Origin of the sequence: Pyxidicoccus caerfyrddinensis (genome assembly GCF_010894405.1) — a bacterium.
Taxonomy (GTDB): domain Bacteria; phylum Myxococcota; class Myxococcia; order Myxococcales; family Myxococcaceae; genus Myxococcus; species Myxococcus caerfyrddinensis.
Map to the genome: position 1 here is coordinate 222,872 of NZ_JAAIYA010000009.1, position 22,011 is coordinate 244,882.

At 70.0% G+C, this 22,011-nt stretch carries 20 protein-coding genes; 13 read left to right on the forward strand and 7 right to left on the reverse strand.

Going from position 1 to position 22,011, the window contains the following annotated elements; all coding sequences use genetic code 11:
* Positions 1–27: 27 nt before the first annotated feature.
* The 4 genes from G4D86_RS23125 to G4D86_RS53855 all read right to left on the reverse strand — a co-directional run bounded on the left by G4D86_RS23125 (position 28) and on the right by G4D86_RS53855 (position 5,160).
* Entirely contained in the window at positions 28–579 is a 552-nt protein-coding gene (locus G4D86_RS23125) for a GNAT family N-acetyltransferase (protein ID WP_163996164.1), read from the reverse strand.
* Between the two features lie 95 nt (positions 580–674).
* Positions 675–2,927: an alkaline phosphatase D family protein gene (locus G4D86_RS23130; RefSeq protein WP_163996165.1), complete on the reverse strand. Its 2,253-nt coding sequence runs from the start codon at positions 2,925–2,927 to the stop codon at positions 675–677.
* A 171-nt stretch (positions 2,928–3,098) separates the two neighbouring features.
* On the reverse strand, positions 3,099–4,190 hold the full coding sequence (gene recA, locus G4D86_RS23135; protein ID WP_163996166.1) for a recombinase RecA: 1,092 nt from the start codon (positions 4,188–4,190) through the stop codon (positions 3,099–3,101).
* A 112-nt stretch (positions 4,191–4,302) separates the two neighbouring features.
* Positions 4,303–5,160 (reverse strand): hypothetical protein, encoded by an 858-nt coding sequence (locus G4D86_RS53855; protein ID WP_275899140.1) that lies wholly within the window; start codon positions 5,158–5,160, stop codon positions 4,303–4,305.
* Positions 5,161–5,311: 151 nt separating this feature from the next.
* Here G4D86_RS53855 and G4D86_RS23145 point away from each other — a divergent pair, with 151 nt between their 5' ends.
* The 5 genes from G4D86_RS23145 to G4D86_RS23165 all read left to right on the forward strand — a co-directional run bounded on the left by G4D86_RS23145 (position 5,312) and on the right by G4D86_RS23165 (position 8,201).
* The gene (locus tag G4D86_RS23145; RefSeq protein ID WP_163996168.1) at positions 5,312–5,923 is read left to right on the forward strand and encodes an RNA polymerase sigma factor; all 612 of its coding nucleotides are present in this window, start codon (positions 5,312–5,314) and stop codon (positions 5,921–5,923) included.
* A complete protein-coding gene (locus tag G4D86_RS23150) occupies positions 5,920–6,396 on the forward strand; it encodes an anti-sigma factor family protein (protein WP_163996169.1) in 477 nt (158 codons plus the stop codon). The genes G4D86_RS23145 and G4D86_RS23150 overlap by 4 nt, the downstream gene beginning before the upstream one ends.
* Positions 6,393–6,890, forward strand: coding sequence for a DUF3106 domain-containing protein (locus tag G4D86_RS23155; RefSeq protein ID WP_163996170.1), 498 nt, complete (start codon positions 6,393–6,395; stop codon positions 6,888–6,890). Before G4D86_RS23150 ends, G4D86_RS23155 begins: the two co-directional genes overlap by 4 nt.
* Complete coding sequence (locus tag G4D86_RS23160) at positions 6,887–7,138, forward strand: hypothetical protein (protein WP_163996171.1); 252 nt, start codon at positions 6,887–6,889, stop codon at positions 7,136–7,138. The genes G4D86_RS23155 and G4D86_RS23160 overlap by 4 nt, the downstream gene beginning before the upstream one ends.
* Positions 7,139–7,265: 127 nt before the next feature.
* Positions 7,266–8,201 (forward strand): serine/threonine-protein kinase, encoded by a 936-nt coding sequence (locus tag G4D86_RS23165; RefSeq protein ID WP_163996172.1) that lies wholly within the window; start codon positions 7,266–7,268, stop codon positions 8,199–8,201.
* A 71-nt stretch (positions 8,202–8,272) separates the two neighbouring features.
* Here G4D86_RS23165 and glmS read toward each other — a convergent pair whose 3' ends face one another.
* Positions 8,273–10,108: a glutamine--fructose-6-phosphate transaminase (isomerizing) gene (glmS, locus tag G4D86_RS23170; RefSeq protein WP_163996173.1), complete on the reverse strand. Its 1,836-nt coding sequence runs from the start codon at positions 10,106–10,108 to the stop codon at positions 8,273–8,275.
* 111 nt (positions 10,109–10,219) lie between these two features.
* The gene (gene glmU / locus G4D86_RS23175) at positions 10,220–11,632 is read right to left on the reverse strand and encodes a bifunctional UDP-N-acetylglucosamine diphosphorylase/glucosamine-1-phosphate N-acetyltransferase GlmU (protein ID WP_163996174.1); all 1,413 of its coding nucleotides are present in this window, start codon (positions 11,630–11,632) and stop codon (positions 10,220–10,222) included.
* 439 nt (positions 11,633–12,071) lie between these two features.
* Between glmU and ggt the strand changes: the two genes are divergently transcribed.
* The 3 genes from ggt (at position 12,072) to G4D86_RS23190 (ending at position 16,946) form a co-directional block, all read left to right on the forward strand.
* Positions 12,072–13,928: a gamma-glutamyltransferase gene (gene ggt, locus G4D86_RS23180; RefSeq protein ID WP_163996175.1), complete on the forward strand. Its 1,857-nt coding sequence runs from the start codon at positions 12,072–12,074 to the stop codon at positions 13,926–13,928.
* Between the two features lie 4 nt (positions 13,929–13,932).
* Positions 13,933–14,715: a TatD family hydrolase gene (locus G4D86_RS23185; RefSeq protein ID WP_163996176.1), complete on the forward strand. Its 783-nt coding sequence runs from the start codon at positions 13,933–13,935 to the stop codon at positions 14,713–14,715.
* Positions 14,716–14,894: 179 nt separating this feature from the next.
* The gene (locus G4D86_RS23190) at positions 14,895–16,946 is read left to right on the forward strand and encodes a M3 family metallopeptidase (RefSeq protein WP_163996177.1); all 2,052 of its coding nucleotides are present in this window, start codon (positions 14,895–14,897) and stop codon (positions 16,944–16,946) included.
* Positions 16,947–17,057: 111 nt separating this feature from the next.
* Here G4D86_RS23190 and G4D86_RS23195 read toward each other — a convergent pair whose 3' ends face one another.
* Complete coding sequence (locus tag G4D86_RS23195; protein ID WP_163996178.1) at positions 17,058–17,336, reverse strand: hypothetical protein; 279 nt, start codon at positions 17,334–17,336, stop codon at positions 17,058–17,060.
* A gap of 321 nt (positions 17,337–17,657) precedes the next feature.
* Here G4D86_RS23195 and G4D86_RS23200 point away from each other — a divergent pair, with 321 nt between their 5' ends.
* The 5 genes from G4D86_RS23200 (at position 17,658) to G4D86_RS23220 (ending at position 21,962) form a co-directional block, all read left to right on the forward strand.
* A complete protein-coding gene (locus G4D86_RS23200; protein ID WP_163996179.1) occupies positions 17,658–17,888 on the forward strand; it encodes a hypothetical protein in 231 nt (76 codons plus the stop codon).
* 83 nt (positions 17,889–17,971) lie between these two features.
* The gene (locus G4D86_RS23205; protein ID WP_163996378.1) at positions 17,972–18,841 is read left to right on the forward strand and encodes an amidohydrolase family protein; all 870 of its coding nucleotides are present in this window, start codon (positions 17,972–17,974) and stop codon (positions 18,839–18,841) included.
* Between the two features lie 163 nt (positions 18,842–19,004).
* On the forward strand, positions 19,005–19,382 hold the full coding sequence (locus G4D86_RS23210) for a response regulator (RefSeq protein ID WP_163996180.1): 378 nt from the start codon (positions 19,005–19,007) through the stop codon (positions 19,380–19,382).
* Positions 19,383–19,485: 103 nt separating this feature from the next.
* Entirely contained in the window at positions 19,486–20,310 is an 825-nt protein-coding gene (locus G4D86_RS23215; protein ID WP_163996181.1) for an ABC transporter ATP-binding protein, read from the forward strand.
* Complete coding sequence (locus G4D86_RS23220; RefSeq protein WP_163996182.1) at positions 20,307–21,962, forward strand: hypothetical protein; 1,656 nt, start codon at positions 20,307–20,309, stop codon at positions 21,960–21,962. Before G4D86_RS23215 ends, G4D86_RS23220 begins: the two co-directional genes overlap by 4 nt.
* Positions 21,963–22,011: the final 49 nt, after the last annotated feature.

The following is a 22,011-nucleotide window of genomic DNA, read 5'->3' on the forward strand; positions in this document are numbered from 1 at the left end:
CGCCCCATGCGTCCGGAGCAGGTCACCTCACCGCAAGTGCGCCTCCCCGCGACGCCGCGCCTCCCACTCCGGCCGCAACAGGCCCCAGGTCTGCTGGTCCCTGCGCTGGCCCAGGTGCATGCAGTGGCCGCGCATCGTGCCCTCCAGCGTGAAGCCCAGCTTGCGCGCCACGCCCTGCGACGCCGCGTTCTCCGCCAGCGTGACGAGCCACAGGCGCTGGAGGAAGGGCAGCGCAGTGAAGAGCTGCTCCAGCATCATCCCCACCGCGCGCGTGCCCAGCCCACGGCCGTGGTACGCGTCGGACAGCATGTAGCCCAGCTGCGCCCGGCCATGCAGCCGCGACACGTCCCGCGCGGACACGGTGCCGACGAGCCGCCCGTCGTACTCCACGAACCAGCGGAAGCCCTTCGCGCGCAAGTCACCCAGCGTGCCCGCCTCGGCGATGCGATGCAGCAGCTGCTCGCGCGAGTCCTCCTCCGTGTCCACGAAGCGGCGCGCCCCGGGCTCCGCGCGCAGCACCATCCAGTAGTCCACGTGTTCCGGCCGGGCCGGGAGGAGTCGGACCTCGGGAGCACTCATGCCTGGCAGCTTAACCTCCTGGAAAGGCCGAGGGCCGCGACCGGGAAGCACGTGGCTCCCAGCGCGGCCCTCCGCACATCAGGCAACTGCCCCGCTCAGATGGCGGTGATGTCGCCGTCCTTGACGCGGAACTTCTTCGACGTGAACTTCGCCGCCAGCTCCGAGTCGGCGCGCAGCGAGTAGTCCTTCGCGATTTCCGTGCTCGGGATGAGGTGGAAGGAGGCAATGGCCTCGTCCTTCTTCACCTCCAGCACCACGAAGCCGTGGGCGTCGCCGTTAGCGAACTTCATGCCGGGGTTGCCCGCCAGCAGCGTCTGCTCCAGCTCCTGGACGATGTACTTGTGCACCGCCGCGCCCGAGCCGTAGCCCGCGCCCAGCAGGGCCCGGCCCGCCAGCTCCTTGATGGAGCCGGAGGAGATGGCCGGCGCCGTCAGCGTGGGCACGCCCAGCGTGGTGGGGGACGCCGGGTTCAGGCCTTCCACCGACGCGAAGGACGCGTGGATGTCACCGGAGACGAACAGCGTGTTCTTCTGCAGGTTGTTCGCCTGGATGTACCCCAGCAGCTCCTTGCGCTTCGTGGGGAAGCCGTCCCACTGGTCCACGTTGAAGTAGAAGGACTGGCGCAGGTTCGTCTCGGGGATGTCCGTCTTCTGCGACAAGTCGTACACCATGGCGGTGAGCGACACGGAGGAGACGGCAATCTTCCAGGTGTTGGCCGCCTTCACCGTCTCCTTGAACCAGGCCTCCTGGGCGTCACCCAGCGCGTTCTCGCTGGCCTTCGCGGAGCCGGCGTACTTGAGGCCCGCGAACAGGTCGAACACCGGCTTCACGACGATGTAGCGCGAGCCCTGGATGGTGAAGAGCGAGGGCTTGCCCATGTGCACGTACGCCACGCCGCGCGGCGTCTCCGCGGTGATGGCGATGCGCGGAATGGCCGTCTGGCCCGCGGCCACGCGCGCCGCGCTGACGGCGTCGATGACCTGGTTGACGTAGAACAGCGACTGGTTGCCCTTCACCCACGTGGCGGCCTTGGCGGCGGCCTGCTCCTGGGTGAGGCCCGCCTGCCGCGCCTGCTGCACGTACGCGCCCTGGAGGGCCTGCTTGTACGGAGCGAGCGGCGCGGCGTCGATGTCGACGTACGCGAACGTGTCCGCCGTGAAGGCCGGCTTGTACGGCGCCGGCATCGTCGCCGAGTCGATGACCACCGTGCCCGGGTACGCGTCCTCGGGGATGAGGTGGTCCGGACGCTGGCTGCGCATGTCCATCACCATCAGCTTCAGGTGCTGGCCGAACTCGAAGTCACGCCAGATCTTCGTCCCACCCGCCTGGGCGGCGACCACCTGGTCGATGTCGATGGCACCTTCAGTTGCCGCAGTGTTGTCCAGGGGGATGTACTCGAAGAAGGCCTGCTCCGCGTTCTTGCGGCGCGCCGTCTGCTTCTCGTCGAAGCGCCCGTCCGAGTACGTCGCGGTGTCGCCCCAGCAGTCATCGGAGAACTCGTGGTCGTCCCACACGATGATGAACGGGTAGCGCTCGTGGACCTTCTGGATGATCTTGTCCGAGCGGATGGCCTTGTAGAGGTCGCGGTAGTTGGACAGCGCGTTGGCCGCGTAGAAGGCCACCAGGCCCTCGCCCTCGCGCAGCGCCTTCTCCGGCTCGGCGAAGACGATGGAGCGCGTGCCGTTGGCGTCCTGGAAGGACGAGTCGCCCGTCGTCTCGTAGACGTAGTCGCCGAGGAACACGACGAAGTCGAGGTCCTCGTCGAGCTGCAGCAGGCGCTGCCACGCGTTGTAGTAGCGGCCGATGAAGTCCTGGCAGCTGGCGAAGACGAACTTCACCGGCACGTCCGCGCCCGCGGCCGGCGCCGTGCGGGTGCGGCCCGTCGCGGAGCTGACCTTCTGGCCATTCACGTCGACGGTGAAGCGGTAGTAGTACGTCGTGCGCGGCGACAGGTTGGTGACCTTCACCTTGAGGGCGTGGTCATGCGCCGCGAGCGCGGAGTAGGACTGGTTCAGCACCAGGCTGCTGAACTCCTGGCTGGTGGAGACCTCCAGCTGCACCGCCCGGTTGGCGCTGGCGTTGTCCGGGTCCACCGCACGCACCCACAGCACCACGCTGTCCGGGCGCGGGTCGCCCGAGGCCACCGACTGCGGGAAGAACTTCGCCGTGTCATCCGACGGCGCCCCCGACTCGTCCTCGTTGCAACCGAACGCGGTGCTCGCCGCGACGGCGACGACGGCTTGAAGGAAACTGCGACGCTTGAATGGGTCGATCAAGGCAGGACTCCGGGCGGGTTTTGGAAACTGGAGCGCGGAGTCTAAGACGCACATCTGCTCGCCAGGAAACATCCACTTGCGCTTCTCTACGCAACGCGCTGTGTCATCCACCAGCGGTATGTGCGGGCGTGGCGCGGGGAGAAAAGCGAGAGGGCCGACCCCCTCGCGGAAGGCCGGCCCTCGTACTCACGCTGCATTGACCGGAGGAAGTGGACCCCGAAGGGTCCACGTCTCAAGTCCGGCTCACTTCACGGCCTTCACACGGGCGCGCTTCTCGGTGCCCCCCTCGGCGGCGGGCTCCTCCGCGGCGGGCGCGGCGGCGGCGGCCGGCCCCTTGGTGATGCCGTACTTCTCCAGCACGCGGGCCTCGATGTCCTTGGCCACCTCGGGGTGCTCCTTGAGGTAGTCCTTGGCATTCTCACGGCCCTGGCCGATGCGCTCCCCGTTGAAGGAGAACCAGCTGCCGCTCTTCTCCACGATGTTGTCGTTGGAGGCGAGGTCGATGAGGTCGCCCTCACGGGAGATGCCCGTGCCGTACATGATGTCGAATTCGACTTCCTTGAACGGGGGGGCCACCTTGTTCTTCACGACCTTCACGCGGGTGCGGCTGCCCACCACGTTCTCGCCGTTCTTGATGGCGCCGATGCGGCGGATGTCCAGGCGCTGCGACGCGTAGAACTTCAGCGCGTTGCCGCCCGTCGTCGTCTCCGGGTTGCCGAACATCACGCCAATCTTCATGCGAATCTGGTTGATGAAGATGACGCACGTCTGGCTCTTGGAGATGGTGCCCGTGAGCTTGCGGAGCGCCTGGCTCATGAGGCGGGCCTGCACGCCCATGTGGGCGTCGCCCATCTCACCCTCGAGCTCGGCCTTGGGCACGAGCGCGGCGACGGAGTCCACCACCAGCACGTCGATGGCGCCCGAGCGCACCAGCATCTCCGCGATTTCGAGCCCCTGCTCACCAGTGTCCGGCTGGCTCAGGAGCAGGTCATCGGTGCGCACGCCCAGCTTGCGGGCATAGCCCACGTCGAGCGCGTGCTCCGCGTCCACGTAGCCGCAGATGCCGCCACGCTTCTGCGCCTCGGCGACGATGTGGAGACACAGCGTCGTCTTACCGGAGGACTCCGGCCCGAAGATTTCGATGATGCGGCCCTTGGGCACGCCACCCACGCCCAGGGCGATATCCAGTGAGATCGAGCCCGTCGAAATGGCCTGGATGTCACGCACCAGCGGCTCGTCCTTGCCGAGCCGCATGATGGAGCCCTTGCCGAACTGGCGCTCCACCGCGGACATCGCCAGCTCGATCGCCTTTTCCTTCTCCTGATTCACGGCCATTTCTGACTGCTCCTTGTATTGGCGGACCACCCCGGTCCACCTGAACGCGCTTTTAGTACGCGATGGGTAGACCCTAGTCCACCCCTCTGACATCCGTCCTGCATCCTGGTCATCAGCTCTCGCGGAGGGCAGCCAGGAAGGCGGCCACCAGCCCGCCCAGGACGACCCACAGGCCCACCGGGCCATCCATGAAGAATGGCGCCACCAGCCCGAGGCAGGTGACGAGGGCCAGCAGGGCGAGACCCACCCGGTACACGGCTGACTTCGGAGGGGCAAGCCACAAGGCCACCAGGGCCAGCGCCGAGAGACCTACCTGCGTGGTGACCAGGCTGTCAGGCCCGCCCGACCTCGCCAGTTCCTGCGTCACCTGGGCCACCAGCCCCGTCAGCAGCACGGCGCCGGGGACGGCGGGGCCCAGGCCGTGGCCCACGCCGCGGCGCCCGTGGGCGCGCAGGTGCTCCAGGTCCTCCGGCCGCACCTCCAGGGCATAGGGAAAGCCCAGGGACAGGAGCGCCTCCACCGCCACGGCGCGGCAGGAGCGGCCCCGGGTGTCCACCAGCCCCTCCAGCTTCCCGGTCTCCAGGAGCCGGTGGAAGGTGTCCGCCAGCTGACGGCTCCCCCCTTCCGCGGAGATCTGCTCCAGCAGCGTGTTCAGCCGTAGGGCCAGCTCCGGGCGCTCCTCGGCGGGCACGCGGCGGGCCTGCTCCACCAGCACCAGCACCGGCAGCGGCAGCTCCAGCGGCGGGGTGGGCTTGCCCGGCAGCGCGAGCCGGTACGGCTCCGCGGCTTCGGGGGAGCGCCGCTCGCCCTGCCGGGAGTGGCGCGGAGACGGGGTCACCGCGTCGGGTGGCGGGGCCTCCTCCGGCAGGGAGGGAAACGGCCCCTCCCAGGAAGCCAGGTCCTCGTCCGCGTCCCCGGGCGGAGCCTCCCCCTCCACGGCGCCGGCCGGGGCAGGTTCCCAGGCCGCCACGTCGGGGGGCCCGGGCTCCGGGGCCTCCTCCGGGAGCCGGTGCGTAGGTGGATGTAGACGAGGAGCGTCCGGCACGGAGGAAACTGTAGCCACGGGCCCGGGTGCGGTTCAAAGCGAAGGCGCCCGCAACTTCTTGCGGGCAACGGGGTTGATGTCCGCCGTGGACCTGGATTCGGACGCACAGGCGATGCTGAAGGTGGCCGCGGGGGACCGCCAGGCGTTTGCCTGGCTGTTCGACCGGTACCACGCGAGCGTGGCGCGCTTCGCCTTCCGCTTCGTGGGGGACCGGGAGCGCGCGGAGGAGCTGACGCAGGACATCTTCGTGAAGCTCTACCGCCACGCGGGCGCCTACAAGCCGACGGCGCGCTTCAAGACGTTCCTCTTCCGGGTGGCCACCAACCACTGCCTCAACGAGGTGCGGCGAGGAGAGTACCGGGTGTCCCATACCTCGTCCGAGACGCCGGAAGGTGAAGAGACGGGAGCGGTGGAGATGGCGGGGCCGGAGGGTGACAGGCCGGACCAGGCGCTGGCGGGGCGGGAGCTGGAGCAGGTGGTGGGCGCGGCGCTGGGGGACATGAGCGCCCGGGAGCGCGCGGCCTTCACCATGTGCCGCTTCGAGGGCATGGCGTACCGGGACATCGCGGAAGCGCTCGAGGCGAGCGAGGCCGCCGTGAAGAGCCTCATCCACCGCGCGACGCTGGCGGTGGCGCGAAGGATTGAAGAGCTGCAGGCGGGCACCGCGCCCGCGAGGAGCAGGGCATGAGCTGTGGTTTCGAAGAGGACCTGACGGCGTACGTGGACGGGGAGCTGCCCCCGGCCCGGCGCGAGGAGGTGACGGCCCACCTGGACACCTGCGCCGGCTGCCGCTCCACGCACGCGCTGTTGCGCAACACGGTGGCGCGGCTGGCGGAGCTGCCCGCGTATGAGCCCTCCTCCGCCACCCGGCGCGCGGTGATGGCGAAGCTGGACGCGCTGCCGGTGCCCTGGTGGGAGCGGCTCCGGAAGTGGCTGCGGCCCGTGGTGCTGGTGCCGTCGCTGGGCCTCGCCGCCGCGGTGGGCGTGGCGCTGCTGCTGGCGGGCCCCGGCCCCGACGCACCGCCCGAGCTGGAGGACCCGGCGGTGATGGAGCTGGCCGCCAACCTGGAAGTGGCCGAGGACTACGAGGTGCTCGGCCTGGACAGCGCGGAGGATTTGGAGGTCGTCGCGAACCTCCACGAACTGGAGGCGACGCCATGATGAAGCGACTGGACCTGGCCGCGCTGGGGCTGGTGGTGACGCTGCTTGCGGGCGCTACGGTGCGCGCGGAGACGGAAGCACCCCGCACGGCGGCCGAGCGCTTCGAGCGGATGACGCCCGAGGAGAAGGAGGCGCTGCGCGCGAAGCTGCGCGAGTTCAAGTCGCTGCCTCCGGACGAGCAGGAGCGCATCCGCGGCAACCTGGAGCGCTGGCGCAAGCTGCCCCCCGAGGAGCGCGAGCGCATCCGCGCCAACCTGCGCGAGCTGAAGCGGCTCACCCCGCCGGAGCGCCAGGCGCTGCGTGAGCGCGTGCGCGAGCTGAGGAAGCTGCCCCCCGAGGAGCGCGCGGAGATGCGCGAGCGCGTGCGGCAGTACCTGCGCGAGCATCCGGAGAAGCGCGAGCAGATGATGGAGAACATGCGGCGCTGGCGGCAGCTGTCGCCCGAGCAGCGGCAGGAGGTGCGCGAGCGCCTGCGCGAGAGGCGGCGCCGGTGAGCCGAACCCTCGCCCCGTTCCTCCTCGCCCTGCTGCTGGGAGCGCTCCCCGCCGCCGCGCAGGAAGCTCCTCATCCTCCGCCGCCCCCGTCCGTCCCCGCCCAGCCTCCGCCGCCCAGGAGCACACCGCGCGCCCAGCCCACGCTGACCGACGAGGACCGCGAGGTGGTGGAGAACCTGGAGCTGCTCGAGAGCCTGGATGCGACCGAGGACCTCGATGTCCTGCTGGAGCTGAGCCAGAAGGAGTGAGCCGCAACACCGCCACCGTCCACGCCTGGCGGAATGATGTAACCGAGTTGCATGCGCACCCATCGTGCGCGTCGAGCGCGACGGTGGGGCGGGTGACGGAAGAGGGCTTCGCGGTACACTCGGGGCCATGCTCGTCGCGGTCCCCCGCCCCGTCGAGGTGCCCTCTCGCCGCTTCGGCCACTACCTGCTGCGCACGCGCCTGGGCACCGGAGGCATGGCCGAGGTGTTCCTCGCGGACGCGGTGGACGTGCGCGGCCAGCCCTTCAGCGTGGCGCTCAAGCTGATGCGCAGGGACGTGCCCGCGGAGGTCTTCGCCGACGAGGCGGACCTGATGGGCCTGCTGGAGCACCCCAACCTCGTGCAGCGACTGGAGGTGGGCGAGGCCTTCGGGCGTCCCTTCATCGCCATGGAGCTGCTGGTGGGAGGAGACCTCGGCGGGCTGATGCGCGCGCTGCACCAGCAGCGTCAGCCCTTCCCTTCCGACATGGCCGTCCACGTGGCCATCGAGGTGCTGCGCGGGCTGGCCTACTTCCACCAGGCGCGCACGCGCAGCGGCCGGCCGCTGGGGCTGGTGCACGGCGACGTCAACCCCGCCAACATCTTCTTCTCCGGCGACGGCGACGTGAAGCTCGGCGACTTCGGCGTGGCCAAGGCGCACGGCGCGGACATCGGCCCGGCGGACGGCGTGGCCGCGGGCAAGCTGCACTACCTCTCCCCGGAGCAGACGCGCGGCGAGCCGCTCACCCCCGCCTCGGACGTCTTCGCCATGGGCATCGTCCTCCATGAGTTGCTCGTGGGCGCGCACCCCTTCCAGCGCGAGTCCACGGACGTGCACGTGGTGATGGCGGCCATCCGCACGGCGCGCCTCCACCTGCCCTTCACCATGGACCGGACGCTCGCCGCCATCCTCCGCAAGGCGCTGGCGCCGGACGTGGCCAGCCGCTACCGCACCGCGGGCGAGCTCGCCGGCGCGCTCCTCACCTGGTCCCTGGACACGGGCCACGGCCCCACGCGCACGGACGTGCGGCGCTGGCTGGCGGAAGCGCTCGGCCTCATCGGCTGAGACGACGAAGCCCGGGCCCCCTCGCGGGGAACCCGGGCTCCTTGAAGTCACGTCACTTCGAAGGCGACGCGCTACTCCACCGTCACGCTCTTGGCGAGGTTGCGGGGCTGGTCCACGTCATTCCCGCGCATCTCCGCCACGTGGTAGGCGAGCAGCTGCAGTGGGATGGTGGCCACCACCGGCGCCAGCAGCGCGCAGGCGGGAGGAATCCGGATGACGTGGTCGGCCAGGCCGGCGACATGCGCGTCGTCCTCGTCGATGACGGCGATGACCTTGCCGCCGCGTGCGCGGACCTCCTCGATGTTGCCGATGATCTTCTCGTAGGCGACGTGCGGCTGCTTCGGCGCAATCACCACCACCGGCATCTTCTCGTCGATGAGGGCGATGGGGCCGTGCTTCATCTCACCGCCCGCGTAGCCCTCCGCGTGGATGTACGAGATTTCCTTCAGCTTGAGCGCGCCCTCCAGCGCCACCGGGTGCATGGGGCCGCGGCCGAGGAAGAGGAAGTCCTGCGCGTTCATGAACTCACGCGCGACGCGCTTCACCTGCGGCTCGCACTTGAGGACGTCCTCAATCATCTTCGGAATCTGCGTCAGGTGCGTCAGGTGCTCCTGCGCCGCCTGCACCGTGAGGGTGCCGCGCATCCGGCCCAGCTTCACCGCCAGCAGGTACAGGGCGACGAGCTGCGTGGTGAACGCCTTGGTGGACGCGACGCCAATCTCCGGGCCCGCGTTGGTGAGCACGGAGAACTCGGCCTCGCGCGTCATCGCGCTGCCGATGACGTTGCAGATGGCCATCGCCGTGGCGCCACGGGCCTTGGCCTCCTTGAAGGCCGCCAGCGTGTCCGCCGTCTCACCGGACTGGCTGATGGCGATGGCCAGGTGCGAGCCGTCCACGATGGGGTCCCGGTAGCGGAACTCGCTGGCCAGCTCCACCTCGACGGGCAGACGCGCCAGCGTCTCAATCATGTGCTTGCCGGCGACGCCGGAGTGCCACGAGGTGCCGCAGGCCAGGATGGTGACCTTGGTCAGCGAGCGGACCTTCTCCGCGGAGAGGTTCCAGCCCTCGAAGTGGACGTCGCCCTCGCTCAGGAGCATCCGGCCGCGCAGCGTGTCGCCGATGGCGCGAGGCTGCTCCCAGATTTCCTTGTGCATGAAGTGCTTGTGGCCGCCCTTCTCCGCCATCATCGGCGTCCAGTCGATGCGGCGCGTGGGCCGATTCACGAGCTGGCCCTGGCGGTTGAAGATGTCGATCTTCGCGGCGGCGACGACGGCGAGGTCGCCCTCCTCCATGTAGACGATGTCGCGCGTGTGCTCGAGCACGGCCGGCACGTCGCTGGCGATGAAGTTCTGCCCCTCGCCGAGGCCCAGCACCATGGGCGACGCGTTCTTGGTGCAGACGATGCGGTTCGGGTCCTTCGCCGACACCACCGCCAGCGCGTAGGTGCCCTTCACGTGCTCGATGGCCGCGCGCACCGCCTCCGGCAGCTCCAGCCCGCGCTCCAGCTCCTCGGAGATGAGGTGGGCGAAGACCTCGGTGTCCGTCTCGGAGGAGAAGACGTGCCCGCGGCCGCGCAGCTCTTCCTTCAGCGCGAGGTGGTTCTCGATGATGCCGTTGTGCACCACCGCCACGTTCTTGTACGTGTGCGGGTGGGCGTTCTCGTCGGAAGGACGCCCGTGCGTGGCCCACCGCGTGTGGCCAATGCCGATGGTGCCCTGCGGCTGATCCGCGACCACCCGGCTCTCGAGGTTGCGCAGCTTGCCCGTGGCGCGCACCACGTTGAGCTGGTTGCGGCTCACCACCGCGACACCCGCCGAGTCATACCCCCGGTACTCGAGCTTCTTCAGCCCGGACACGAGGATGGGAGCAGATTCCTTGTCACCGACGTAACCAACAATCCCGCACATATAGACCTCTCTCTCACGCCCACGCCCGCTAGAGCAATCCGGGGCATTCCCCTACAACCCGTGTGGGCAGTTCTCTGGCTGCCCACCAAGCAAGAGCCGCGCCGATCAGAATCAGCCGGCCTGAACCTTCGACGCCTTGCGCGCCTTCTTCGCGGCCACCCAACCCTCCTTGGTGACCTGTGGCGTCCGAGACACAGCGAGGCTTCCAGGCGGCACATTTTTCGTCACCGTGGTGCCCGCGCCGACATACGCGCCGTCGCCGACCTTCACTGGCGCCACCAGCTGCGTGTCCGAGCCGATGAACACCCCGTCGCCAAGTTCAGTGACGTGCTTGTTCACCCCGTCATAGTTACAGGTGATGGTGCCCGCCCCGACGTTGCACCCGGCGCCAATCTTCGCGTCGCCCAGGTACGTCAGGTGGTTGGCCTTGGAGCCCTTGCCGATCTGCGCCTTCTTCGTTTCCACGAAGTTGCCCAGATGCACATCCTCGGCCAACTCCGTCCCGGGGCGCAGGCGGGCAAACGGGCCAATGACGTTCCGCTCGCCGACCTTCGCCTCCTCCAGCACGGAGTAGGGCTTGATGACGGTGCCGTCCGCCACGGTGGAGGCGGTGATGACGCTCCCCTGACCGATGGTGACGCCCTTGCCGATGATGGTGCCCGAGGAGAGCGTCACGGAGGGGCCCACCTCGGTGTCCGTGCCGATGATGACGCCTTCCTCGATGTAGGCCGTGGCCGGGTCCTGGATGGACACGCCCGCGCGCATGTGCGCCTCGTTGATGCGCTGCTGGAGCACGCGGGCGCGCGCCGCCAGTTCCACCTTGTCATTCACCCCGGCCGTCTCCGTGGCGTCCGCTTCCACCGAGCCCACCGAGCCCACCGGGCCCTGCTTCGCGGCCATCTCCACCAGGTCCGTGAGGTAGTACTCGCCCTGCGCGTTCGCCGGCTTGATTTGCGCCAGCGCCTTCCAGAGGAAGTCCGCGTCGACGGAGTAGATGCCCGCGTTGCACTCGCGCACCGCGCGCTGCTCCGGGGTGGCGTCCTTGTGCTCGACGATGCGGGCCACCTTGCCACCCTCGCGGATGACGCGGCCGTAGCCGGTGGGGTCCTCCAGCACGGTGGACACGAGCGCCAGCGCCCCGCCCGCCTTGTCGTGCGCGGCGAGCAGCGCCTGCAGCGTCTCGCGGCGCAAGAGCGGCACGTCGCCATAGAGGATGAGGACGCGGCCGGAGTACCCCTTCAGGGCCTCCTCCGCCGAGCGCACCGCGTCCGCCGTCCCGCGCTGCTCACGCTGCAGCGCGAAGTGCAGCGGGGCGTCCGGGAAGAAGGCGCGAATCGTCTTCTCCACCGCCTCCGCCTGGTGCCCCACCACCGGCACCACGGACGAAGCACCCAGTTCGAGGGCCCGATTCAGGGGATACGCACAAATGGGCCTGCCAAGGATGGGGTGAAGGACCTTCGCCTTCTCCGACTTCATCCGCGTGCCCTTACCCGCGCACAGCACCACCGCCGCCAGAGCTGTCATGCGGCGGAGAATTAGGGACAGGGAATCGAGTCGTCAACCGCACCCGCAGGAGAAGACTCCTCGGTGTCAACCGGCGGAGGCCGGGCGCTGACCGCCACACTCAGCGAGTTGCTCTGCACGGAAATCCCGAAGCAGGGCTTCAGGAAGACCGTCACCCGACCCGAGGGCGGTATGGACCCGGGTGGTGTCTTTTTCTCGGGCGCGACGGGCGTGCTCATACGCTGCTCCCCCGATGACGGTTCAGGATTTCCAGAGGATGCACCCAAACAGGACACAATCCAAGAGGAAAAATGCTGCCCCGTTGAAACCCTGGTTCTGAGGAGTCGGTTCGTGCATACCGGGAGTCCTGTAGTCCGTCAGGCGCTCCGGAGTCCCGACCCTGAAGGGTGGGTTTCTGTCCCCTGGGTAACACAATACCCAGAACGAAGGCCAGGCAGGGATGTTCACGCGCCGTGAGGAGGCTGAACCGGTGAAGGACACGAGCTTCAGGAGTGAAGCGGCGCGCCCCGGCGCACGCGTGGCGGTGTCGGCGGCACGTGGGACACGGAGCCTGGCGGCGCGGAGCCTGGCGCTGGCGGTGGTGCTGCTGGCGTGCGTGGCGCACGCGGCGCGCCCGTACCGCGGCGGCGCGGTGGCCACGGCCTACCCGCAGGCCAGCGCCGCGGCGCTGGAGATGCTGGAGAAGGGCGGCAACGCGACGGACGCGGCGGTGGCGGCGGCCTTCGTCGCGGCGGTGGTGGGGCCGTACCACTCGGGCATCGGCGGCGGCGGCTTCGCGCTGGTGCATGACGGCAAGAGCGGCGAGACGAAGGTGCTCGACTTCCGCGAGGTGGCGCCCAAGGCGGCCACGCGGGACATGTACGTGAAGGACGGCAAGGTGGTGCCGGGCCTGTCCACGGACGGCCCGCTGGCGGTGGCGGTGCCGGGCGCGGTGGCGGGCTACCTCCAGCTCCTCAAGGAGCACGGGAAGCTGCCCCCGTCCGTCGTGCTGGCGCCGGCCATCGCCGCCGCGAAGAAGGGCATCTGGGTGACGCCGCGCTACCACTCCATGGGGGCGGGGCGGCTGGAGTGCCTGCGCAAGGACGCGGAGGCCTCGCGCGTGTTCCTGGTGAAGAACGCGGAGGGCGTGCCGGACATGCCCCCGCTGGGACACGTCATCAAGCAGCCGGACCTGGCGCGCACGCTGAGCGGCATCGCCAGGGGCGGCGCGAAGGCCTTCTATTCGGGCACCGTGGCCAAGGCGATTGCGGACACGGTGCAGGCCGGCGGCGGCGTGCTGACGGTGGAGGACCTGGCCGCATACAAGACGCGCCCCCGCCAGCCGCTGGAGGGCAGCTACCGCGGCTTCCGCATCCTCACCATGCCTCCGCCGAGCGCGGGCGGCGTGGCGGTCCTCCAGGTGCTGGGCGCGATGGAGAAGCTGCGCCCGCAGGGCATGGCCTTCCGAGACCCGGAGGCACTGCACCTCTATGTGGAGGCGGTGCGGCGGGCCTACGTGGACCGGGCGAAGTACCTGGGCGACCCGGACTTCTCGGACGTGCCCACGGCGCGACTGGTGTCCCAAGGCCACATCGCGGACATCGCGGGCTCCATCGACGCGAAGAAGGCCACGGCGAGCGCGTCGCTGCTGCCGCCAGTGCCGGGCGCGCAGGGCTCCACGCTGACGGACCAGCCCGCGGTGCTGACGCCGGAGCCAGAGCGAAAGAACACCACGCACATCTCCGTCATCGACAAGGACGGCAACGCGGTGGCCATGACGACCACCATCAACTACGGCTTCGGCTCGTGCGTGGTGGCGAAGGGCACGGGCGTGATGCTCAACGACGAGATGGACGACTTCTCGGCGCAGCCCGGCGTGCCCAACGCGTATGGCCTCATCACCGGCGAGCCCAACGCCATCCAGCCCGGCAAGGTGCCGCAGTCCTCCATGTCCCCCACGCTGGTGTTCTCCAAGGAGGACCCGAAGAAGGTGATGCTGGCGGTGGGCAGCCCGGGCGGCTCCACCATTCCCACCACCGTCATCCAGGTCATCAGCAACCTGGTGGACAGCGGCATGGACGTGGCGCGCGCGGTGAACGAGGGCCGCGTGCACCATCAGTACATGCCGGACGAGCTCTGGGTGGACAAGTGGGGCCTGGAGCCGGCGACGCTGTCGGTGCTGGAGGCGAAGGGCCACAAGATTCGCCGGGTGGACCAGTGGGGCGACGCGGAGGCGGTGTTCGTGGACCCGAAGACGGGCCTGCGCTACTCCGCGAGCGACCCGCGCAACGAGGGCGTGGCCCTGGGGCAGGACTGAAGCCTTGGCAGAGCCCGTTCCCATCTTCGACGCGCACCTGCACCCCGAGGGCCTGACGGACCAGGACCTGGAGTCGATGCGCTTCTTCGGGGTGGAGCGGGCGCTGGTGGTGGCCCACCACTTCCCGGAGCCCACGTCCAAGGCGCTCTTGCGCCACTTCGATGATTTGGTGGAGCGCCAGCTCCCCCGGCTGGAGCGCGTGGGCATCCGCGCCTATGCCGCGCTCGGCGTGCACCCGCGCTGCATCCCCCGGCGCGGGCTGTCCGAGGTGCTCTCCGCCCTGCCCGACTACTTCCAGGGAGGCCGCGTGGTGGCCCTGGGCGAGACGGGGCTGCACGTGGGCGGCGAGGAGGAGGAGGAGGCCTTCCTGGAGCAGCTCGCGCTGGCCCGGAGCCTCAAGCTGCGCGTGGTGGTGCACACGCCCACCGTGGACAAGGAGCGCCACACGCGGCGCATCCTCACGCTGCTGCGCCAGTCCGGCGTGCTGGCCTCGCGCGTGCTGGTGGACCACGCCAACGCGCGCACGGTGCGCACCATCCTCGAGGTGGGCCACTGGGCGGGGCTGACGCTGCACCCGGAAGCCCTCAAGGCCGAGCGCGCCGTGGCGGTGGTGCGGCGGCTGGGCAGCGAGCGGCTGGTGCTCAACTCCGACGCGGGCGACGGCGCGGGGGACATCCTCGGCCTGGCGCGCCTGGCCAACCTCCTGGCCAAGGCCAACCTCTCCGAGCGCATCGTCCACCGCATCGCCCGCGACAACGCCATCCGCTTCTTCCAGGTGAGCAGCTGAGCGCCTGCTTCCCTGCCCGCTCCAACTTCTCACAGCCAGAGAGCCAACCCGGGTAGCGCCGGCCCTTCCCGCAGAAATCTGCGACGAATTGGCGCGCTCGTCGTCATTTCAGGTGGAGCCCGCAGCGGAAATACCCCACGCCCCCACCCGTTGCCCCAGCCCCTGTCCAGGGAGGGCATTTGCATCTGAAGCTCGTCATCATCGTCACCCTGGTGCTCACGGGGTGCGCCGGCCGCCCATCCACCCTCCCGCCCGCGCCGCCCCGCGCCCTTGCCGCCGGAGACGCGCGGCTCGTGCCCGACGCGGGGCGCCAGCTCGCCACCACCCCCGAGCGCTTCCTCGCGGCCTGCGCGGAGGACATCCAGCGGGCCCGGGCCCACGTGGACGCGCTGCTGGCCCTGCGCGCGCCGCGGGACACGGTGGTGGCCCTCACCTCCTACGACGACGCCATCGCCCTGCTGGACGACGCCGTGTCGCGCTCCGGCATCGCCGCCAACGCACACCCGGACGCCACCTTCCGCGAGGCGGGTCGCACGTGCGAGCAGGAGGTGGAGGCGGCGCGCACGGACCTCTCGCTGGACCACCGCCTGTACGAGGCACTGGCCTCGCTGGAGCTGGACGGGCAGGACGCGGCCACGCGGCGCTGGGTGGCGCGGGTGCTGCGCGACTTCCGGCGCGCCGGCGTGGACCGGGACGCGGCCACGCGTCAGAAGCTGCGGGAGCTGCACGAGCAGCTCACCTGGCTGGGCCAGGAGTTCGGCCGCCACATCCTGGAGGACGTGCGGCACGTGGACGTGGCGCCCCAGGCGCTGGAGGGGCTGCCCGAGGACTTCGTGCGCGCGCACCCGCCTGGAGCGGACGGCCGCGTGCGCATCACCACCGAGACGCCGGACTACCTGCCCTTCATGGCGTACGCGCGCGGCGACGCGGCCCGCGAGGCGCTCTGGCGCGTCAACCGGCGGCGCGGCTACCCGGAGAATGTCGACACGCTGTCGCGCCTGCTCGAGGCGCGCCACGCGCTGGCCACGCTGCTGGGCTACCCCAACTGGGCCGCCTACGCCTCCGAGGACAAGATGGTGCGCGGGCCCCAGGCCGCCGCGGACTTCATCGAGCGGCTGTCCACCGCGGCCGCCGGCCGCGCGAAGGACGACTACGCCGTGCTGCTCGCGCGCAAGCGCCAGGACACGCCGGACGCCACCGAGGTGGAGCCCTGGGAGCAGGTCTTCCTCGAGGACCGCGTGCGCGCCGAGCAGTACCACTTCGACTCGCGCGAGGTGCGCTCCTACTTCGAATACACCCGGGTGAAGCAGGGCCTGCTGGACATCACCGCGCGCCTCTTCGGCCTCACCTACCGCCGCGTGACGGACGCGCCCGTGTGGCACCCGGACGTGGAGGCTTGGGACGTCTACGAGGGCGGCACACGGCTGGGCCGCTTCTACCTGGACATGCACCCGCGCCCGGGCAAGTTCACGCACTCGGCGCAGTGGGACCTGGCCACCGGCCGCGCCGGGAAGACGCTCCCCGAGGCCGTGCTGACGTGCAACTTCCCCCGGCCCGGCATCCACCCCGCCCTGCTCCAGCACAGCGAGGTGCGCGCCTTCTTCCACGAGTTCGGCCACCTCTTGCACCACATCCTCGGCGGCCGCACGCGCTGGGCCGGCCTGTCCGGCTCCCGCACCGAGCGCGACTTCGTGGAGGCCCCCGCCCAGGTGCTGGAGGAGTGGGCCTGGCGCCCCGAGTCCCTCCAGCGCTTCGCCCGGCACGTCGTCACCGGCGAGCCGCTGCCCGAGGACATCATCTCCCGCATGCGGCGCGCGGATGCCTTCGGCAAGGGACTGTGGCTGCGCCAGCAGCTCTTCTACGCCGCCGTCAGCCTCCAGCTGCACACGGCCGACCCGGCGAACCTGGACACCACCACGCGGGTGAAGGCGCTGCAGGAGCGCTACCTGCCCTTCCGCACCGAGAGCGACTCCTACGTCCACCTCTCCTTCACCCAGCTCGACGGCTACTACTCCTCCGCCTACTACGCCTACCTCTGGTCCCTCGTCATCGCGCGGGACTTGCTCACACCCTTCCAGCAGCACGGGCTGATGGACCCCGCCACCGCGCGCCGCTACCGGGACACCGTGCTGGGGCCGGGCGGCTCCAAGGACGCGGCCGACCTGGTGAGGGACTTCCTCGGCCGCGACTACGGCTTCGTTGCCTACACCCGCTGGCTGGACGGCGCCTGACGCTCCACGCCAGGGGCTGTAAAAGCACGGGGCCCCGCGATGTGAATCGCGAGGCCCCATGTGTTGTGAATCGGTCAATCCCCGTCAGCTCCGCCAACGCGGAGTGCGGAGTCAGTGCACCGGGGGTGCGAGCGTGGACGTCTCCGGCTGCAGGGTGATGGCCTGCGCGTCGGGGTCCAACCGCACCTGCACGGGCACGCCCTGGAACCGGTACTGGGCCAGGGAATCCGCCGCGCCGTCGAGCAGAAGCTGGTAGCGCTCCTCCAGCTCCACGGCGATCAGCAGCATCGTCTCGCCCGCGTCCTCGACGCCCGGGCGGTACACCTGGCACCGCTGGAACCGCGCCCAGCGACCGTTCTCCATCTTCACCAGCTCGCCGTCGTAAGCCATGCGCAGCTCCTCTGCCGTAAATCCGACGGTTGGCAATGTAGGGACGAATTAACTTCGTGTCACCCCCCCTCTTGAAAATTCGTCAATGACCTCGAAATCCAGTCACTTGCACGACGCTTTCAGGGGTGGAGGCCCCCCTCGCCAGCGACGACTGCCCAAAAGTGTAAATTTTCGGGGTTGTCAATCCAGTCAAGCAGCCTCGCGGGTCGGCTGGGCGATCATTTCCCCGGCCAGGCGGGAGGGCGCCTCGGGGAGACGGGAGGGCGGCGGGCGCCAGGAGGCCGGTGGCATGTGGGCGGCGCGTCCCTTAAATTGCCCGGGATGAAGTTGCCCGGGCTGTTCCGCAAAGAGCGCACCACCATCCAGGCCGCGGACGCGCAGGACCACGCGGAGCGACTGCTCGCCGAGTCCCTGCGCGTGCTCGGCCAGGTGTGCGCCAAGGTCGCGGACGCGATCGAGTCCCAGCGGCTGGCCCGCCAGGGTTATTCGCACAACACGTACCTGCGGCGGACGGATGGCGAGGGGGAGGACGGCGGCGCGAAGAAGGAGTAGGCCTTCCTTCCGTGCCGCCTCCCACCGACGCACCCGAGCCGTGCCTCGCCCACTCGCCCACGTGGCGTGACTCGGGCATCCGCATGCCCATGCCGGCGCTCTCCGACACGGAGGGGCCCCGCCTGCCCGAGGGGCTTCCCCCGGTGGTGGACGCGCATGTCCACCTGTTCCCGGACCGCGTCTTCGAGGCGGTGTGGCGCTGGTTCGACGAGTACGGCTGGCCCATCCGCTACAAGCTGCACACGCCCCAGGTGGTGTCCTTCCTCCTGTCGCGAGGGGTGAGCCGGGTGGTGGCGCTCCACTACGCCCACCGGCCGGGCATGGCCCGCGCCCTCAACGCGTACGTGGCGGAGGTGGCCCGCGCCGAGCCCCGCGTGCTGGGGCTGGCCACCGTGCTGCCCGGCGAGGAGGGGGCCGTGTCGATTCTCGAAGAGGCCTTCGCGCTCGGGCTGCGGGGGGTGAAGCTGCACTGCCATGTGCAGTGCTTCTCCCCGGACGCGCCGGAGCTCCACGACGTCTACGCCGCGTGCGCACGGGCGGGACGGCCGCTCGTCATGCATGCCGGCCGGGAGCCCTCGAGTCCGAACTACAAATGCGACACGTACGCCCTCTGTGGCGCCGAGCGCGTCGAGCGCGTGCTGCAAGCGCACCCCACGCTGAAGCTGTGCATCCCCCACATGGGGGCGGACGAGTTCGACGCCTACGCGCGCCTGCTCGAGCGACACGACAACCTCTGGCTGGACACCACCATGGCGGTGTCCGGCTACTTCCCCGTCCCCCCGCCTCGCGCGGCGCTGCAGGTGCGGCCCGAGCGCGTCCTCTACGGGACGGACTTTCCCAACATCCCCTACGCGTGGGACCGCGAGCTCAAGACGCTGCTTGGCCTGAAGCTCGGTGACGAGGTCCTGGCGGGCATCCTGGGTCAGAACGCACTCCGGTTGTATGGGGAATGAGGCCGGGAAGCCGTGGCCGGCGGGGCGCGGAGCAAGGCCCGCGTGCGCGAGTCGTTGGCTGTTGAAAAGTGGCGGAGCCCCTTCCGGAATGGAATGGGAGTTCCCATCTTCCCCCCCATAGAATTTCGCGGTCTGCAAGCCGCTGATCCCCTGAGGCCCTGCCATGTCCCACATCCTGGTCGTCGATGACGACGCGAGTCACCGCACGCTCATCTGCGATGCCCTCGAGGAGATGGGCTACCGAACGGTTCAAGCGGCCAACGGCCGCGAGGCGCTCGACTTGTTGGAGGGCGACATGCCCTCCGCCGTGCTGCTGGACCTTCGGATGCCCGTGATGAGCGGCTGGGGTTTGCTGGACGCGCTGAAGAAGATGCCTCGCGCGCGCGGCCTGCCCATCATCATCATCTCCGGCTACGGCTTCGAGTGGGAGGCCGAGCTGGTGGGTGCCGCCGGCTACATCTCCAAGCCCGTCGATTTGGACAAGGTGCGGATGACGGTGCAGCAGATCGCCGGCCCGCCGGAGATGGCGTTCGTCCACTGAGTGGCAACAAGCCCACCTCCTCGGCTGGGCGGAGGCCCATCCACCCATCGTCCGATGGGGGCTGTACCAGGGTGCCGGGCTCGGGTCTGATGGCGGGCACTTCATGTCGCCCCCCACCTCCGATGAATTGGCCGTCGACGCACGCGGGCTCATCAAGCGCTTCGGCGGCTTCACCGCGCTCAATGGCCTGAATCTCCAGATTCCCCGTGGCGCCTTCTACGCGTACCTGGGGCCCAACGGAGCCGGCAAGTCCACCAGCATCGCGCTGCTGACGGGCGTGTATGGCCCGGACGCGGGCACCATCCGCATGCTGGGCGTGGACGCGGTGGCGAAGCCGCTGGAGGTGAAGCGGCGCGTGGGCGTGGTGCCGGAGGAGCTGAGCCTCTTCGAGCGGCTCACCGGCCGGCAGTACCTCACCTTCTGCGCGCGCATGTACGGGCTGGACGGCGACGAGGCCGCCGCGCGCGCCACGGAGCTGCTGGAGCTGACGGAGCTGACGTACAAGGCCGGCGCGCTGGTGGCGGAGTACTCCAAGGGCATGCGGCGGCGGCTGGCCATCGCCGCGGCGCTCATCCACGCGCCGGAATTGGTGCTGCTGGACGAGCCCTTCGAGGGCATCGACGTGCTGGCGGCGGGTGTCATCCGCGAGCTGTTGCGCGAGCTGAGCCGGCGCGGGGTGACGCTGCTCTTGACGACGCACGTGCTGGAAATCGCGGAGCGGCTGGCCACGCACGCAGGCATCCTCCGAGGCGGGCAGATGCTGGACCAGGGGCCGGTGGGGACGCTGCTGCAGCGGCATGACTGTCCCTCGCTGGAGGCGGTGTTCGAGAAGCTCATCGCCGTGCCGACCTCGCGCAACGCGCGCCTGTCCTTCTACGGGGAAGCGGTGCCCGCGCCGGAGCCGGTGCCGCGCCGGGAGTCCGCATGAGCCGCCCGGCCATGCCCGGCTTCCTGCGGCACCTGGTGCTGTTGTGGGGGCTGCGCTTCGACATCGGGCTCAACCGGGGGCCGGGGAAGAGCCGGCTGCTGGCGGTGGGCGTGTTCCTGGCGTCGAGCGCGCCCGGCCTCTTCCTGGGACTGTTCTTCTTCGCGCTGATGCGGCTGGGGCCCGTCGCGCGCAGCGGCGTGTGGCCGTACTTCATCCTGAACCTGCTCTGCTTCGTCACCTTCTCGGTGTGGGTGACGTGGCCGCTGTTGTCGGCGGGCGTGGATGACCACTCGGAGCTGAGCCGGTACGCGGCGTTCCCCATCTCTCCGTACCGGCTGCTCATCGCCTCCACGGTGGCGAGCCTCTTCGAGCCGCGCGCGCTGGTGTTCTACGCGCCACTCACGGGGGCGGCGCTGGGGTTCGCGTCGGTGCACCGGATGAGGGCGCCGTGGCTGGCGGTGGGGCTGTACGTGCTGTTCGCGCTGTTGTGCGCGGCGTGGAGCCGGGTGGCGCTGTACGCGGTCATCAACGTGCTGCGCGCGAAGCACAGCGCGCGCATCATGGGCGGGGGCATGGTGGCGTTCCTCCTCGCCGCGTCGTTCATCCCGCCCATCGACACCTCGTGGCTGACGGAGATGGGCGAGACGGGGGTGAGCGCGCTGGACATGACGCTCATCATCAACGCGGCGGTGGCGCTGGGGCAGGTGCCGCCGGGCTTCTTCGGGGACGGGCTGGGGCAGCTCGCGCTGGGGCGCCTGCGCATCGCACTGATGGAGGCGGGCGGGCTGTTCTTCTTCGCGGCGACGGGCATGGCGGTGGCGTACGCGCTGCTGATGCGCTTCCACCGGCAGGCGGGGCGCGCGGGCGCGCGGGCAACGGAGTCGGGGGACACCAACCCCTTCGCGCGGACGCGGACGCGGTTCTCCACGCTGGTGATGCGCGAGGCGCTGGACTTGTGGCGCAACCCGCGCGCGCGGCTGCTCGCGTCGGTGCCCTTCATCCTGGCGATTCTGCTGAAGCTGCTGTCCGGGCGGGACTTGTTCGTCTTCCTGCTGGGCCGCTCCGCGGATGCGTGGCTGATGGGCGGCCTGTGCATCTACGGCGCGGTGGTGATTGCGTCGACCTTCTCCCAGAACACCTTCGGCTATGACGGGCAGGGCTTCGCCGTGTTCCTGGCGGCGCCGGTGGACCTGGCGGACGTGCTGCGGGCGAAGAACGGGGTGCAGGCGGCGGGCGCGCTCGGCATGGCGGTGCTGGTGGCGCTGTTCTACCGGGTGTACTTCGGCTTCGGGACGACGGTGGACGTGCTGTGCGCCATGGCGGCGGTGGCGGCCGTGGTGCCGGTGCTGCTGGCGGCGGGCAACTTCCTGTCGCTGCTCTTCCCCGTGAAGTTCCACGCGAGCCTGAAGCGGCGGGACAAGGTGCCGCTGACGGCGTCGATGCTCGGCATCTTCGCGGCCAGCACCGGGTGCATGCCCTTCGGCTGGGCGTTGCGGCTGGCGGGGAAGGACGGGCCCACGTGGCAGACGGCGGCGATGATTGCGCTGTGTGCCGGGCTCAACGTGGCCCTGTACCGGGGCGTGCTGCCCCTGGCGCTGCGCCTGCTGGACCAGCGGCGCGAGCGCGTGCTGCACGCGGTGACGCGGGAGTAGTGCCGTCAACGCGTGAGGCCGCGGCCCCGTGCTCGTGGGACCGCGGCCT